This window comes from Curtobacterium guangdongense, from assembly GCF_049341845.1.
GTDB lineage: Bacteria > Actinomycetota > Actinomycetes > Actinomycetales > Microbacteriaceae > Curtobacterium > Curtobacterium guangdongense.
Genome location: NZ_JBMPIT010000006.1, coordinates 119,426 through 133,498, shown reverse-complemented (window position 1 = coordinate 133,498; position 14,073 = coordinate 119,426). Strand labels below are relative to the sequence as shown.

At 69.8% G+C, this 14,073-nt stretch carries 12 protein-coding genes, 1 tRNA gene and 1 pseudogene; 9 read left to right on the top strand and 5 right to left on the bottom strand.

Annotated elements, in window-relative coordinates; genetic code table 11:
* The first annotated feature begins 106 nt into the window (after positions 1–106).
* The 7 genes from ACO0E1_RS10855 to ACO0E1_RS10825 all read left to right on the top strand — a co-directional run bounded on the left by ACO0E1_RS10855 (position 107) and on the right by ACO0E1_RS10825 (position 7,739).
* The gene (locus tag ACO0E1_RS10855) at positions 107–1,594 is read left to right on the top strand and encodes a malate:quinone oxidoreductase (protein WP_422874197.1); all 1,488 of its coding nucleotides are present in this window, start codon (positions 107–109) and stop codon (positions 1,592–1,594) included.
* A 37-nt stretch (positions 1,595–1,631) separates the two neighbouring features.
* Complete coding sequence (locus ACO0E1_RS10850; protein ID WP_422874196.1) at positions 1,632–2,768, top strand: Rv2578c family radical SAM protein; 1,137 nt, start codon at positions 1,632–1,634, stop codon at positions 2,766–2,768.
* 157 nt (positions 2,769–2,925) lie between these two features.
* Entirely contained in the window at positions 2,926–4,155 is a 1,230-nt protein-coding gene (locus ACO0E1_RS10845; RefSeq protein ID WP_422874195.1) for a sensor histidine kinase, read from the top strand.
* Positions 4,152–5,282 carry a hypothetical protein gene (locus tag ACO0E1_RS10840; RefSeq protein ID WP_422874194.1) on the top strand — a complete coding sequence of 377 codons (1,131 nt, stop codon included), beginning with the start codon at positions 4,152–4,154 and terminating at the stop codon, positions 5,280–5,282. Before ACO0E1_RS10845 ends, ACO0E1_RS10840 begins: the two co-directional genes overlap by 4 nt.
* On the top strand, positions 5,269–5,970 hold the full coding sequence (locus ACO0E1_RS10835) for a DNA-binding response regulator (protein WP_281265086.1): 702 nt from the start codon (positions 5,269–5,271) through the stop codon (positions 5,968–5,970). Before ACO0E1_RS10840 ends, ACO0E1_RS10835 begins: the two co-directional genes overlap by 14 nt.
* On the top strand, positions 5,970–6,596 hold the full coding sequence (locus ACO0E1_RS10830; RefSeq protein WP_422874193.1) for a thymidine kinase: 627 nt from the start codon (positions 5,970–5,972) through the stop codon (positions 6,594–6,596). The genes ACO0E1_RS10835 and ACO0E1_RS10830 overlap by 1 nt, the downstream gene beginning before the upstream one ends.
* A 102-nt stretch (positions 6,597–6,698) precedes the next feature.
* Positions 6,699–7,739 carry an LLM class flavin-dependent oxidoreductase gene (locus ACO0E1_RS10825; protein WP_422874192.1) on the top strand — a complete coding sequence of 347 codons (1,041 nt, stop codon included), beginning with the start codon at positions 6,699–6,701 and terminating at the stop codon, positions 7,737–7,739.
* 156 nt (positions 7,740–7,895) lie between these two features.
* Here the strand turns inward: ACO0E1_RS10825 and ACO0E1_RS10820 are convergent, their stop codons facing one another.
* From ACO0E1_RS10820 to ACO0E1_RS10810, 3 genes are all read right to left on the bottom strand, one after another.
* Positions 7,896–8,519 carry a response regulator transcription factor gene (locus ACO0E1_RS10820; protein WP_422874191.1) on the bottom strand — a complete coding sequence of 208 codons (624 nt, stop codon included), beginning with the start codon at positions 8,517–8,519 and terminating at the stop codon, positions 7,896–7,898.
* The gene (locus tag ACO0E1_RS10815) at positions 8,516–9,541 is read right to left on the bottom strand and encodes a sensor histidine kinase (RefSeq protein ID WP_422874190.1); all 1,026 of its coding nucleotides are present in this window, start codon (positions 9,539–9,541) and stop codon (positions 8,516–8,518) included. Before ACO0E1_RS10815 ends, ACO0E1_RS10820 begins: the two co-directional genes overlap by 4 nt.
* A 127-nt stretch (positions 9,542–9,668) precedes the next feature.
* A tRNA-Pro gene (locus tag ACO0E1_RS10810) sits at positions 9,669–9,742 on the bottom strand.
* A gap of 128 nt (positions 9,743–9,870) precedes the next feature.
* Between ACO0E1_RS10810 and ACO0E1_RS10805 the strand changes: the two genes are divergently transcribed.
* Positions 9,871–10,260, top strand: a complete 390-nt coding sequence (locus tag ACO0E1_RS10805) for a peptidoglycan-binding domain-containing protein (RefSeq protein WP_422874189.1) — start codon at positions 9,871–9,873, stop codon at positions 10,258–10,260.
* Between the two features lie 18 nt (positions 10,261–10,278).
* Here ACO0E1_RS10805 and ACO0E1_RS10800 read toward each other — a convergent pair whose 3' ends face one another.
* Together ACO0E1_RS10800 and ACO0E1_RS10795 are read right to left on the bottom strand one after the other, a co-directional pair.
* Positions 10,279–11,232 carry a metallophosphoesterase gene (locus tag ACO0E1_RS10800; protein ID WP_422874188.1) on the bottom strand — a complete coding sequence of 318 codons (954 nt, stop codon included), beginning with the start codon at positions 11,230–11,232 and terminating at the stop codon, positions 10,279–10,281.
* A complete protein-coding gene (locus tag ACO0E1_RS10795) occupies positions 11,229–13,868 on the bottom strand; it encodes a transglycosylase domain-containing protein (protein ID WP_422874187.1) in 2,640 nt (879 codons plus the stop codon). Before ACO0E1_RS10795 ends, ACO0E1_RS10800 begins: the two co-directional genes overlap by 4 nt.
* Before the next feature lie 50 nt (positions 13,869–13,918).
* Here ACO0E1_RS10795 and sp36 point away from each other — a divergent pair.
* A pseudogene (gene sp36, locus ACO0E1_RS10790) lies at positions 13,919–14,062 on the top strand (Sp36 family protein); the annotation flags it as partial.
* Positions 14,063–14,073 lie beyond the last annotated feature (11 nt).

Here is a 14,073-nt window from a genome sequence, read left to right as displayed (position 1 = left end):
GCGGCGCGCCGGCCGTGTCGGTGGGGAGAGGCTCGTGGCGGATCCGCCACGAGCCTCCCGTCCGTTGTTGGGTGAGTCCACAACGCGACGCCGGTAGGATCGTCGGGTGGCAGTGAAGCAGGTGGAACCGATCGACGTCGTCCTCATCGGGGGTGGCATCATGAGCGCCACGCTCGGCGCACTGATCCACCGGCTGGAGCCGAGCTGGAAGATCCGCGTGTACGAGCGCCTCGGCAACGTCGCGCAGGAATCGTCGAACCCGTGGAACAACGCGGGGACCGGCCACTCCGCACTCTGCGAGCTGAACTACACGCCGGAGCTGCCGGACGGCCGGGTCGAGATCGCCAAGGCCGTCACCGTGAACGAGCAGTTCCAGGTCTCGCGCCAGTTCTGGTCGTTCCTCGTCGAGACCGGCGCCCTGCCGGACCCGAAGAACTTCATCAACCCGACGCCGCACATCTCCTTCGTCTGGGGTGCCGACAACGTCGAGTACATGCGTGCCCGCTACGAGGCCATGAAGGACCACCCGCTCTTCGCCGGACTCGAGTTCAGCGACGACGCCGAGCAGATCCGGAAGTGGGCACCGGCGCTCATCCCCGGTCGCAAGAAGGACCAGCCGATCGCGGCGACGTACTCGGCGGCCGGGTCCGACGTCGACTTCGGGTCGCTAACGCGGCAGCTGTTCGACCAGCTCGAGGTGGACGGCGTCGAGTTCGAGGCGAACCACCAGGTCACGAACATCAGCCGCGGCAAGGTGTTCGACGGCTGGGCGCTCGACGTCCTCAACGAGGTCGGTCGCTCGAAGCAGTCGATCGCGGCGAAGTTCGTCTTCGTCGGCGCCGGTGGCGGTGCGCTGCACCTGCTGCAGAAGTCCGGCATCCCGGAGATCCGCGGGTACGGAGGGTTCCCGGTGTCGGGGGAGTTCCTGCGCACCGACGACCCCGAGGTCGTCCAGAAACACTCGGCGAAGGTCTACGGCAAGGCGAGCGTCGGCGCGCCCCCGATGTCCGTGCCGCACCTCGACACCCGCATCGTCGACGGCAGTGCATCGCTGATGTTCGGCCCGTACGCGGGGTTCAGCCCGAAGTTCCTCAAGCAGGGGTCGCTGTTCGACCTGGTCCGGTCGATCCGGCCGCACAACCTCCGCCCGATGCTCAGCGTCGCGTTCTCGAACTTCGACCTGGTGCGCTACCTGATCGGGCAGCTGCTGGCGTCGAAGTCGACCAAGTTCGACGCGCTGCGCGACTTCATGCCGGCGGCGCAGCCGGAGAACTGGCACAAGATCATCGCCGGGCAGCGCGTTCAGGTCATCAAGCCCGACAAGGACAAGGGCGGGGTGCTGCAGTTCGGGACCGAGGTCATCACGGCTGCCGACGGCTCGATCGCCGGGCTGCTCGGTGCGTCGCCGGGTGCGTCCACCGCCGTGCCGATCATGCTCGGACTGCTCCGCAAGTGCTTCCCGGACCGCTGGGACCGCTGGGAGGACGCGGTCCGCGTGATGGTCCCGACCTACGGCAAGGACCTCGGCGACGACGCGGCGCTCGCGGACGAGACGCTCGCGCGCACGGCGAAGGTGCTCGGCCTGCACCACTGACCTTGCCATCCGTTCGAACGTGTGTTCGAATGGCTGCATGCGGTGGGATGGACAGGCGATCGACGCGTCGGGCAGCGACATGCTCCCGGGGCTCGAGTCGAACAGCGGGTTCGTGCGGAGTGTCACCACGCCCGAGTTCGCCGGCGTGACCTTCCACGAAGTCCTCGCGAAGTCGGCGCTGAACCGTGTCGGCGCGATCGACGGCGGCACGTGGGGGATGACCATCAACCCGTACCGCGGGTGTTCGCACGCGTGCGTCTACTGCTTCGCGCGTCCGACCCACACGTACCTCGAGTTCGACGGCGGTTCGGACTTCGACCAGCAGATCGTCGTGAAGACCAACGTCGCCGACGTCCTGCGGCGCGAGCTGGCGAAGCCCACCTGGGACCGCCACCCCGTCGCGCTCGGCACCAACACCGACCCGTACCAGCGAGCAGAGGGCAAGTACCGGCTCATGCCCGGCATCATCGCCGCCCTCGCCGACTCGGGGACGCCGTTCAGCATCCTGACGAAGGGCACGCTCCTGCGGCGGGACATCCCGGCGCTCGTCGCGGCGTCGGAGAAGGTCCCGGTCGACCTCGCCATGTCCATCGCGGTGTACGACGACGACCTGCAACAGTCCGTCGAGCCGGGCACCCCGACGACGACGGCACGGCTCGCCACGGTGCGGGCGGTCCGTGACGCCGGGCTCTCGTGCTCGGTGTTCCTGATGCCCGTGCTGCCGTTCATCACCGACACGAAGGCGCACCTCGACGACGCGATCGGCCGCGCGGCGGCTGCCGGTGCCACCAGCGTCATGTACTCCGCGCTCCACCTGAAGCCGGGCGTCAAGCCCTGGTACATGGACTGGCTCGCGCGCACGCACCCGGACCTCGTCCCCAGGTACCGGTCGATGTACCTCGACAACACCTACCCGCCGAAGGACTACCGCCGCTGGCTCGGCGAGCGGATCCGCCCGATCATGCGGGCGCACGGGATCGGTCTCGGGCGTGTGGACCCGGCGACGGGCTCGATGGGCTTCTCGGTGGACGGCCCGGGGAGCGACCGGGCGGCAGGGGTCTCGCCACTCAAGCGCGTCGATCCGGGCTGGGAGCACGGGCTCCGCCAGCAGGCTCTGGCACCCACCACGGCTCGGGTGCAGGGCATCTCGAACGGGGTGCCGACGCTCTTCTGACGACCGATCGGTACGCGTTCGGGGGACAGCAGGGGTGCAGCCAGGCCCGGTATCATCGACGCAGTCGTCGCCCGGTGCCCGATCCGGGGTACACGGCCGGACCATCGGTGGTTGGATCGTGGGCGGCGCTCCCTGGCTCCCGGAAGGACGATGCACCGTGCTCGGCATCCCCACACACCTCGCTCCGCGCGTGAACGCGTGGTCGACCGTGCGGGCCTTCCACGCGGCGGCCATCGGCTCCCTCGTCGCGGCGGCGATCACGCTGCTGCTGTTCCGTCTCAGCGACCCTGATGTCCGCGTGATCCCCGCCGTGCTCGCGCTGGTGCCGATGCTCGGCATGATCGGCGTGCACGTGCAGTTCGGCACGTGGCGGTCGGCGATCGCCTTCCTGGCCGTCGGCGGGGCGTGCGCCTGGTGGTTCACGCACGTCGTCCAGGGTGAGATCGCGGTCCCGTGGGTTGGCTCGTACCTGTTGTCGCTCGTCGTGATCCCGCTCGTGCTCGTCGGCGGTGCCGGCGCGGTGCCGGGCAGGGTCGTCCTCTGGTCGATCGCCGGTCTCGTCGTCGGCCGCGTCGCCACCACCATCGCGATCGTCCAGGTCGGCGGCGCCGGCCATCCGCTGGTCCTGGCGTGGGTGACCCTCGCGTTCGTCGTGGCGATCGTGCTGGTCGCCGGCCGCAGCACCGCGAGGTCGCAGCGCGTCCAGCCGGAGCTCCTCCGCTCGGCGCGGGAGGAGCACGTGTCGGCGTACCGGTTCGGCGTCGAGGCAGAGGCCTCCGCGATCCTGCACGACACCGTCCTCAACCACCTCGGAGCGATCGCGCTGGCACCGGACGGCCCGATGGACGAGCACCTCGCGCGGACCGTCGAGTCCGACGTGGCGATGCTCACCGGTCGCGAGTGGCTCGCTCCGGAGCCGCGCGCTGACGGGGGAGCAGCGGTCGAGGCCTTCGAGCACGTCGTCGAGGAGCACCGCGCCCACGGACTCGAGGTCGTCGTGACCGGGGACCCGTCCGCCATCGCGCGACTCGAACCGGCCGCGGTGACGGCCCTCGTCCGTGCGGTCGGACAGTGCCTGGCGAACGTGCGGAAGCACGCCGGCACCGACACCGCCGAGGTGAGCGTGTTCGACGACGGCGTCGCGTGCACGGTCATGGTCGTCGACGACGGCCGCGGCTTCGACGAGCAGCAGACCGGCGCCGACCGGATGGGGCTGCGGAACTCGGTCCGGGAGCGCGTCGGCCGTGTCGGCGGCGACGTACAGGTGTGGTCGTCACCCGAAACCGGCACGAGCGTGATGATGACGGTGCCGTACGGCGCGCTGACCGGGTCCGTCCGGTCGATCGGGCGAGCCGACGGCGACGACCAACTCGGGGCTGCCTCATGAGCGCCAGGACCGCACAGCAGTACGACCCGCTCGGCGCGATGGGATCGCGGCCGCTCGCCGTGGTCCTCGGTGCGGTCGGCGTGGTGTGGGCGATCGTCGTCTCGGTGTTCGACCGTGACGTCGTCGGCAGCCCGACGCTCAGCGCCCTGACCGTCCTGCTCCTCGCGGCGTCCACAGCGGTGGTGATCACGGCGTCGAGCCCGTTCCGCGCGCCCTTCCCGCGCTGGGCGTTCGTCCTCCACGTCGGGCTGCTCGCGCTGGCCGCGGTGACGAGCGTCGCCGCGCAGTGGGGGCCGGACGAGAGCGCACTGAACGACTTCATGTCCCTGCTCACGGCGACGGGCATCGTCATGGTGGCCCCGTACCGCCCGTGGCGTGACCTCGTGGTCGGCGGCGTGGCGCTCGCGGTGGTCGACGGTGTCGCCTGGGGCGTCGCTGCGTCGCAGTTCCCGAACGGCGTGCCGGTGGCCGTCGCGGCCTTCCTCGCGGCCGCTCCGACCCTGGTCCTCACGGCGGCCGCCGGGGTGTTCGCGTGGACGTTCGGCGGGCTCGCGGAGCGTGTGCAGATCCGTGCGGGCTCGTACTCGGTGGCGCGGGCCGAGCGCGACGGCATCGCCGCGAGCGTGCAGCAGGACCGCTCGATCATCCTCGCGCGGGACGTCGCACCGTTCTTCGCCGAGCTCCGCACCCGCGAGACGATCACGGACGCGGACCGGGCCCGCGCCAGGTCGATCGCCGACGGCATCCGCCGGGCGATGGTCGCCGACGCCGACCGGACGTGGTTCGAGCAGGCCGTCCGTGCCGAGGGCGGTGCGGGAGCGGCGATCGACGATCCCGACGGGCTCATCAGCACGCTCGACGCCGACCAACGCACGGTCGTCCGCACGTTCGTCCGGGCAGCGCTCCGCGCCTCCACCGTCGATCCGGCGGGCTTCCGCGCCGCCGTGCAGCGGATCGCGGACGGCCGCGTCGAGATCGCCCTCGACGTCGCGGTCGCCGACTCGGACGTCGGCATCCACCGCACGTTCGACCCCTACTTCGCCGTCCTCCGCGTCACCTTCCCCGACCTCGACGTCGCGGTCCGTCCCTCGTCCCTCGCACTAAGGTTCTCGTATGACCAGCACTGACCCGAACAGGCTGACGGAAGGGATGCCTGCCCTGCCGAACCCCGGATCCCGCCGGGTGCGACTGGCCATCCTCGACGACCACGAAGTCCTCCTCGACAGCCTGTCGAGCTGGATCGCCGTGAACGCCTTCGACTTCGACCTGGCCCTCACCGCGCACACCTGGCTCGAGATGGTGCACAGCGACAGCTTCCCGACGGACCTGGTGTTCCTGGACTTCCAGCTGAAGGAGCCCGTCTCGATCGAGGCCCGCGTCCGCACCTGCCGTGCCGCCGGCGCGAAGGTCATCGTCCTGTCGAGCGTCGACACCCGGGAGTCCCGCGACCGTGCGCTCGCCGCCGGTGCCGCTGCCTTCCTGTCGAAGTCGCTCCCGATGCGCGAGGTGATGGACGTCGCCCGCGACGTGATGGGCGTCGAGCGGGAGACCCCGACCCAGCGTGAATGGCGTCCGCTCCCGACCGGCGCGACGGCCCACCAGCGACCGAAGCTCAGCCACGGTGAGGAAGAGGCGCTCCGGCTGTACGTGTCCGGCTACTCCACCAACGAGGTCGCGTCGCAGATGAACGTGCAGTACGAGACCGCGAAGACGTACCTGCGCCGGGTCCGCGAGAAGTACGCCAAGGTCGGTCGTCCCGCGTCGAAGAAGTCCGACCTGATCCGTCGCGCGGCGGAGGACGGCTTCCTCTCCTAGTGGCGAAGCTGTACTTCCGCTACGGGGCGATGAACAGCGGTAAGAGCACGGGGCTCCTGCAGGCCGCGTACAACTACGAGGAGCGCGGACACCGCGTGCTCCTCGCGAAGCCGTCCGTCGACACGAGGGGGGACCGCGAGATCGTCTCCCGTCTCGGCGTGACGCGGGAGGTCGACATCGTGCTGCCGGCCGACGTCGACGTGCGCGGTGCCGTCACCGACGCCGGTGCCACCGACCCCGAGTCCGACCGGCTCGACGGCATGGTCCGTCCGGTCAGCTGCGTGCTCGTCGACGAGGCGCAGTTCCTCACCCCGACGCAGGTCGACGACCTGCTGCGGATCGCGGTCCTCGACGAGATCCCGGTGATCGCGTACGGCATCCGCACCGACTTCCGCACAGAGGCCTTCCCCGGCAGCCGACGTCTGCTCGAGGTCGCGCACTCGCTCGAAGAGCTCAAGACCATCTGCCGCTGCGGCCGCAAGGCGGTGTTCAACGCCCGCAAGGTCGACGGGCGCTTCGTGTTCGACGGGTCACAGGTCGCGATCGACGGCGTCGACGTCGAGTACGAGTCCCTCTGCGCGAACTGCTACCTGACGGAGTCGGGCGGCCGCCTCGACGGCAACTGACGGGCCGCGCACCGGACAGGAGGCCCGTGGCGGGGCCGCCCCGAGCCTCCCGTCCGCCGTCCGGTGCGGAATGCACGCGACCCGGCATGCGTTGCCGCCCACATGAGCGACGCATCCGTGCACCTGTCCGTCCTCGACCTGGCGACCCGCGAGTACGGCCAGTCCAACACCGAGGCGCTGCAGGGCTCCATCGACATGGCCGTGCACGCCGAGAAGCTCGGCTACGAGCGGTTCTGGGTCGCCGAGCACCACGGGATGCCCGGGATCACGTCGTCGGCTCCAGCGGTGCTCCTGAGCGCCGTCGGGGCCGCGACCAGCACCATCCGCATCGGGTCCGGCGGGGTGATGCTGCCGAACCACGCGCCGCTCGTCGTCGCCGAGCAGTTCGGGACCCTCCGGGCGCTCTACGGCGACCGCGTCGACCTCGGTCTCGGGCGCGCCCCCGGGACCGACGGGGCGACCGCGATGGCGCTGCGCCGCACGGACCGTCTCGACGTCGACGACTTCCCCGAGCGGCTCGCCGACCTGATCGGCTTCTTCACCGGCATGGACGAGTCCAACCCGCTCGCGCGCATCCGCGCCGTCCCCGGGTACGGCGACGTGCCCGAGTTCTGGCTGCTGGGGTCGTCCGGCTACAGCGCGCAGGTCGCCGGTGCGCTCGGCATCTCGTTCGCGTTCGCGCACCACTTCGCGTCCGACAACACCGAGGCGGCGCTCGCGCTCTACCGCGACTCGTTCCGTCCCTCGCGCTTCCGGTCGGAGCCGAACGCACTCATCGGCGTGCAGGTCGTCACCGACGAGGACCCCGCCGTCATCGAGGAGCAGAGCGCTCCCGGCATGATCTCGTTCATCCGGATGCGCCAGGGCGCGAAGCCCGAGCCGGTGTCCATGGACGAGGCCCGCGCCTACGAGTTCAGCGACCTCGAGCGCCGGTTCATCGCGGCGCGTACCGAGCGCCAGGCCTACGGCTCGGCGGACGAGGTCGCGTCGAAGATCAACTCGTTGCTCGAGTCGACCGGTGCGAACGGCGTGATCGTCGCGCCGGGTGCTGCGCAGGCGCGGTACCGGCACCAGGCGCTCGACGTCGTCGCGTCGCTGCACGGGGCCGGGCGCTTGGTGCGTCCGTCCGTCGCCGTCGGCTGACGGGCGCTGCGCATCGCCGATGCAACGCGCGTCGTGCGTCCTGCGTCGTGCGTCGCGCGTCGTGCGTCGGTCGAGGGAACAGAAATGGTCGAGTCCGGCGCTCGGACTCGACCATTTCTGTTCCCTCGGCACGGGCAGTCAGCCGGGAGGCTCGGGTCAGGTGAGCAGGCCCAGTCGCGTGGCCGTCGCCACGGCTCCCACCCGGCTGGTCACGTCGAGCTTCCGGAAGACGTTGTAGACGTGGCGCTTCACCGTCCCGATCGCGAGACCGAGGTCGGTGGCGATCTCGGCGTTCGAGCGCGCAGCGGCGACGAGCCGGAGCACCTCGACCTCGCGGTCGCTCAGCGGGGAGCCGGCGCGGGCGTCGGTGACGACGTCCACCGGGAACGTCACCGGTGCGGCAGGTCCGGTGCTCGCGCGGACGATCCGCTCGACGAGCTCGCGGCTCGGGGTGTCCTTCGTCACGAAGTCCACCGCGCCGGCGTCCAGCAGCGCGCGGCGGAGGACGGCGTCCCGGTGCATCGTCAGGACGACGACGGCGATGCCCGGGTGGTTCCGTCGCACGGTGGCGATGGTCCTGCGGGCGGGGGGACCGTCGAGCTCGACGTCGAGGAGCAGGACGTCGATCGCGGCGGCCTCGGGCCCGTCGAGGACGTCGGACGGGCGCTCACCGTGTGCGACGACGCGGATTGTCGGGACCGACGCCAGGATCGTTGCGAGGCCCTCGCGGAAGAGCCGGTGGTCGTCGACGATCGCGACGTGCGTCACCGCCGACGTCACAGTGCGCCCTTCGGCACGACGAGCGTGACGGTCGTGCCGGCGCCGGGTGCACTCGTGACGTCGATCCGAGCGCCGATCAGCGCGGCGCGCTCCCGCATCGTGGACTGACCCAGTCGGCCCTCGGCGCTTCCGTCGGTGTCGAACCCGGGACCATGGTCTCGCACGGTCACGGTGAGGGCATCAGCACCCCAGTCGAACCGGACGTGGACGGCGGCGTCGCGCGCGTGCTTCCACCAGTTGGTGAGTGCTTCGAGGAGGATCGTCAGCGACTCCTCCGCCCGCCAGTTCACGAGCGGTACCGCTGTGCCGTGCGACGCGATCGTCACCCGTTCGGTGTCCGGGAACAGGTCCTTGACGTGTCGGGCGAGCGCGGCGTCCAGGACGTCGTCCCCGACGCGGGCGTGCAGGGCGACGGCGAGGTTCTGGACGTCGCCGAGCGCTCGGCGCAGCTGCGTCGCGGCGGCCTCGAGCTGTGCGGTGCGCTCCGGTGCCGGGGGATCGGTGAGGAGCGCGAGGTCGATGCGCTGGAGGCCGGCGAGGATCCCGTGCGCGACCCGGTCGTGCAGGTCGCGGGCGATGTGGGCCCTGGAGTCCAGGTTCGCCGTCGTGACGCGTTGGCGGAGCGCCTCGGTGTACGCGACCGCTCCGGCGGGGAACCGACTCCAGATGCCCGCGTGCAGGGCCCTGGACGCACGCATGAGCTCCGTGGGGGTGCTGGCATCGACCTCGTCGACGAAGACCGGCAGGTACTCGTCGAAGAGCACCTCAGCCGCGAGCATCGCCCCTGCCGGGTGCTGCATGTGTTCGGCGTGCAGGGCGCCCGTCGCCAGGTGCTCGTCGGCGAGGAGGAGGTCGCTCGTGATCGAGCCTTCCTCGCCCTCGGCGTAGCGACGGTGTGCGTCCTCGAGCATCGACGTGACGTTCTCGAACAGGCTGGCGGCCATCACGGGGTCGTCACGGAGTTCGGGGAACATCGTGCCGATGCGGGCGACGACTGGGGCGAGGCGGTCGGGGGTCTCCATGTCGCAAGTCAGGCTAGCGTCGGCCGGCGGGGACACGTCCTGGCACACCGGCCGGTGTGTCCTCGGGCACACGTGTCCCCAGGACACGGAGAAGGCCCGGATCCGTACGGATCCGGGCCTTCATCTGTCGGGGTGACAGGATTTGAACCTGCGACCTCCTCGTCCCGAACGAGGCGCGCTACCAAGCTGCGCCACACCCCGAGGTGTGCTGGTCACTTCGTGAAGCGACCTGCAGAAGTCTAGCGGATGATCCGGGGTGCTCACGACCACGACGGCAAAACCCGTGCATCTGGTTGCATGTCACATTCCACACCGGCCAGGATGAGCCCGTGACCCAGAACCGACGCGCACGACTGTTCGCCGTCCTCGTGGTGACCGCCATCGCCACGGTGACACCCCTCATCACCGCCCCGTCCTCAGCCTCCGCGGCACCGGCCGGGTGCGTGTCGAAGGTCCTGCGCGCGGGGATCGACGACGAGTTCTGCGTCGTGCGCCTGCAGTCGCTGCTCAACTACGACCGCTTCCGCTACGGGCAAGCACCGATCGCCGTCGACCGGCGCTTCGGGCCGCTCACCGACGGTCGGGTCCGTGTCGTGCAGAGTCGCTCGTGGATCACGATCGACGGGATCGTCGGGCGCGGGACCTGGCGCGTGCTCTGCGCTCCGGGCAGCGGCGGACACACCGCGATGCAGGTCTCCGTGGGCTGCGCGACGCTCTGATCGAGCAGGAGCGGCGGGTCAGACGCGGGCGGTCAGGGTGACGACGACCGCCTCCGGGCGGCACGCGAACCGCACCGGCGCGTAGATCGACGTCCCGAGGCCGGCCGAGACCTGCAGCCAGGCCCAGTGCGTCCGGTTCTGCCAGCGGTGGAGGCCGCTGGCGTACTTGCGGGGCAGGTCGCAGTTCGTGACGAGGGCACCGACGCCGGGGACAGCGACCTGCCCGCCGTGCGTGTGCCCGGCGAAGATCGCGTCGGCACCCTGCCGGACGAACGCGTCGAGGACGCGACGGTACGGCGCGTGCGTCACGCCGATCGACACCGGTGCCGGACCGTCTTCGTCCTCGGACCAGGGCACGTCGCCGCGCATCTCGTCCACGTTCGTCGGGAGGAGGTCGAGGCGGTCCCAGTCGCGGTGTGCGTCGGACGTGCCGAAGAGCTCGAAGCGGGAGCCACGGACCTCGATGGCGTGTGCCTTGTCGTTGAGGTCGAGCCAGCCGAGCGACTCGAAGAACGCGGTCTGCCGTTCGATGTCGAGGTCGACCGGTTTCGCGGACGCGTGCATCCGGCTCGGACCGCCGAAGTACTTCAACGGGTTCCGGGGGGAGGGGCCGTAGAAGTCGTTCGAGCCGTACACGAAGGCACCTGGGATGCCGCGGAACGGCTCGAGCGCGTACTCGACCGCTGCGTTCGCCGTCGGGTGCCCGAGGTTGTCGCCGGTGTTCACGACGAAGTCCGGCTCGACCAGGCTCAGGTCGCGGAGCCACTGCTGCTTGTCCGCCTGCCACGGCGCCATGTGGATGTCGGACAGGTGCAGGACGACGACGTCACGCGATCCCGGCGGCAGGATCGGCATCGTCTCCCAGCGGATCGCGAACCGCCGCCGCTCGACGAGCGTGCCCCACGCCGCCGCGCCGGCGCCGACCGCAGCGCCCGCTGCGAGGACGCCGAGCGCTGCCCGGCCGCGACTCACTGGCAGTCCTTGGGGGCCTTGCCGTCCTTGTTGCCGAACAGGGTGAGGTTGATCGTGGTGTCCTTCGACGCGGCGGTGTTCGCGCCCGGGTCCACCGCGGCGACCTTGCACTGGTTCTTGCCGTCTCCCGGCTGGTACTGGTCGGAGACGTTCACGTTGCCGAACCCGGCGCCGTTCAGCGCCGAGCGGGCGTCACCGACGGACTTGCCCGCCACCTCCGGCACCGTCGACTGTGAACCGTCCGTCGTGTAGACCGTGACGCTCGAGCCCTTCGACAGCGCTGAGCCGGCGGCCGGAGACGTCGACTGCACCGTTCCAGCGGTTCCCGGGCCCGGCTGCGTGCCGCCGTCGACATAGGTGAAGCCGGCACCGCTGAGCGTGGCGCGGGCTTCATCGGTGGTCTTGCCCGCCACGTCCGGGACGGTGATGCTGTTCCCGCGGATCGACGACGAAGTCGGCGCCTGGAACGGGGTCCCTGCGTACTGGGTGTTCACAATGCTCTGCGCCTGACGCCACAGCGACGTTCGAGACAGCGAGTAGAGACCGTGCGGGCCGGCGGCCTTGCGCAGACTCTGCTTGCCCTCGATGTTGCCGAGCCACGTGGCGGTCGCGACCTTCGAGGTGGAGCCGACGAGCCAGATCTGGTCCGCTTCGTCGGTGGTGCCGGTCTTGCCGAACTCGTCGTAGCCGTCCGGCGTCCGTCCGCCACCGGCGGTACCGACCGTGAGGACCTTCTTCATCGCGTAGATCGCGGTCTGAGCGACCGAGGGGTCGATTGCCTGCGTGCACTCCTTCTGCTGTCCGCCGAGCGCCTTGCCCTCGGCGTTCGTGACGTTGTCGATCACGATCGGCCGGCAGAACGTGCCGTTGTTGGCGATGCCGGCGTACGCGGCGGCCATCGTGAGCGGCGCGATGTAGTTCGTGCCGAGGACGGCCGAAGGGTTGAGCATGATGTCCGAGGTCGTCTTCTGCGACATGTCGTCGCCGTAGCCCTGCTCGCTGGGTCGCGGGTTGGCGAGGTGGACGCCGAGGCTGTCGGCGGTCTTCCGGATGTCGCAGTAGTCGAGCTTCTGCGCCATGTTCACGAATGCGACGTTGACCGAGCGGTAGGTCGCACTCTCGACGGACATGTTGCCGCCCTCACCGGCGGAGTCGTTCTTCGGCGTGTACACCGGACTGATCCCGCTCCGGCTCCCGCACACCTCGTAGCTCGTGAACGCTCGCGTCGTCCCGCTCACGGTCTCGTTGAGCCCGTGCCCGTTCTGCAGCCAGTTCAGGAGCGTGAAGACCTTGAACGTCGAACCGGTCTGGAAACCCTCACCGCCGCCGTACTTCGAGTCGACGTTGAAGTTGATGCCGGAGTCCGTCGCCGGCGCGCACGCGTTGGGGTCGGCCCCCTCGACGCCGCAGCCCACCAGCTGGTTGTAGTTCTTGTTCTGGACCATCGTGAGCACGCGCCCGGTGTCGGCCTCGACCGAGTCGATCGTGCCACCGAGCTGGAACCGCGCCTCGGTGTTGGGCGCGTAGCTGTTGATGAGGTCCTTCTGCTGGTTGTTGAGGTCGAGGTTCAACGAGGTCTGGACCGTGTACCCGCCGTTGCGCCACGCGGCGTTGCGCTCCTTCTGCGTGGAGCCCAACTGCGACATCTCCTTGACGACCTGCACCGCGTAGTCGCAGAAGAACTGCGAACCGTTGCCGGCGGCGGCCTTGCAGCCCTGGGTCGGCGCGGTGAGGTGCACGTAGTCGGCGGGCTTCGATGCGATCGCCGAGTCGAACTGCTCCTTCGTGAGGTGCTTCTGCGCGTACATCGACTTGAGGATGACGTCGCGGCGGGCGACGTTGGCGTCGTAGTACTTCGGGTCGGACAGGTTCCTGGTGTTCGGCGACTGGACGATCGCCAGGATGGACGCGGCTTCCTGCGGGGTGAGGTCGGTGGCGTCCTTGTTGAAGTAGTGCTGCGCAGCGGCCTGCACGCCGTAGGTCTGGTCGCCGAAGTACGCGATGTTCAGGTACCCGGTGAGGATCTGCTTGTGGGTGTACTTCTTCGCGAGCCCGATCGCGAGCTTCATCTCCTCGAGCTTGCGGGGGATGGTCTGCTCGACGGCGTCGTTGTACGCCTTCTGCTGCTCTTCCAGCGTCGGGAGCTCGAGGGCCTGCTGCATCTTGATGTTGCGGACGAGCTGCATCGTCAGGGTGGAGCCACCGCCCGACTCGCCCAGGCCGCCGGCGAGTGAGCCGACACCGGCACGCACGAGCGAGGTCATGTCGACGCCGCCGTGGTCGTAGAAGCGCTTGTCCTCGCCGTCGATCGCGGCGTTCTTCAGCTGGTCGCTGATCTGGTCGAACTTCAGTTCCTGACGGTTCTGGTCGTAGACCGTCGCCAGGTGGACCGGCTGGCCGCCCTGGTACGCGAGGACCTCGTTGCGCTGCGGCAGGTCGCCGATCTCGATGTACTCGGGCAGCGACTCGAACACGCCGATGGTCGAGGTCGTCGTGACACCGGCGACGGCGATGGCCGGGGTGACACCGATGGTGACCAGGAGTCCGGCGAGCACACTGAAGCCGACGAATCCGATGAAGGCGCCGACTGCAGAGACGGGCTTGGTCCGCGAGGCAGACGTCTTCTGGGCAGACATAGGATGCAGCCTAAACGACACCTCCGACTCGAAGGCTGGCAAGGAACCGCATGACTCGCTGGGAATACCTCACGACGCCGTTGATCATCCACAACACCACCGCCATCCTCAACAACTTCGGCGACGAGGGCTGGGAGCTGGTCCAGGTCGTCACCGGCCCCGAAGGCGGGCTCGTCGCGTACCTGAAGCGCCCGAAGGCCGACGC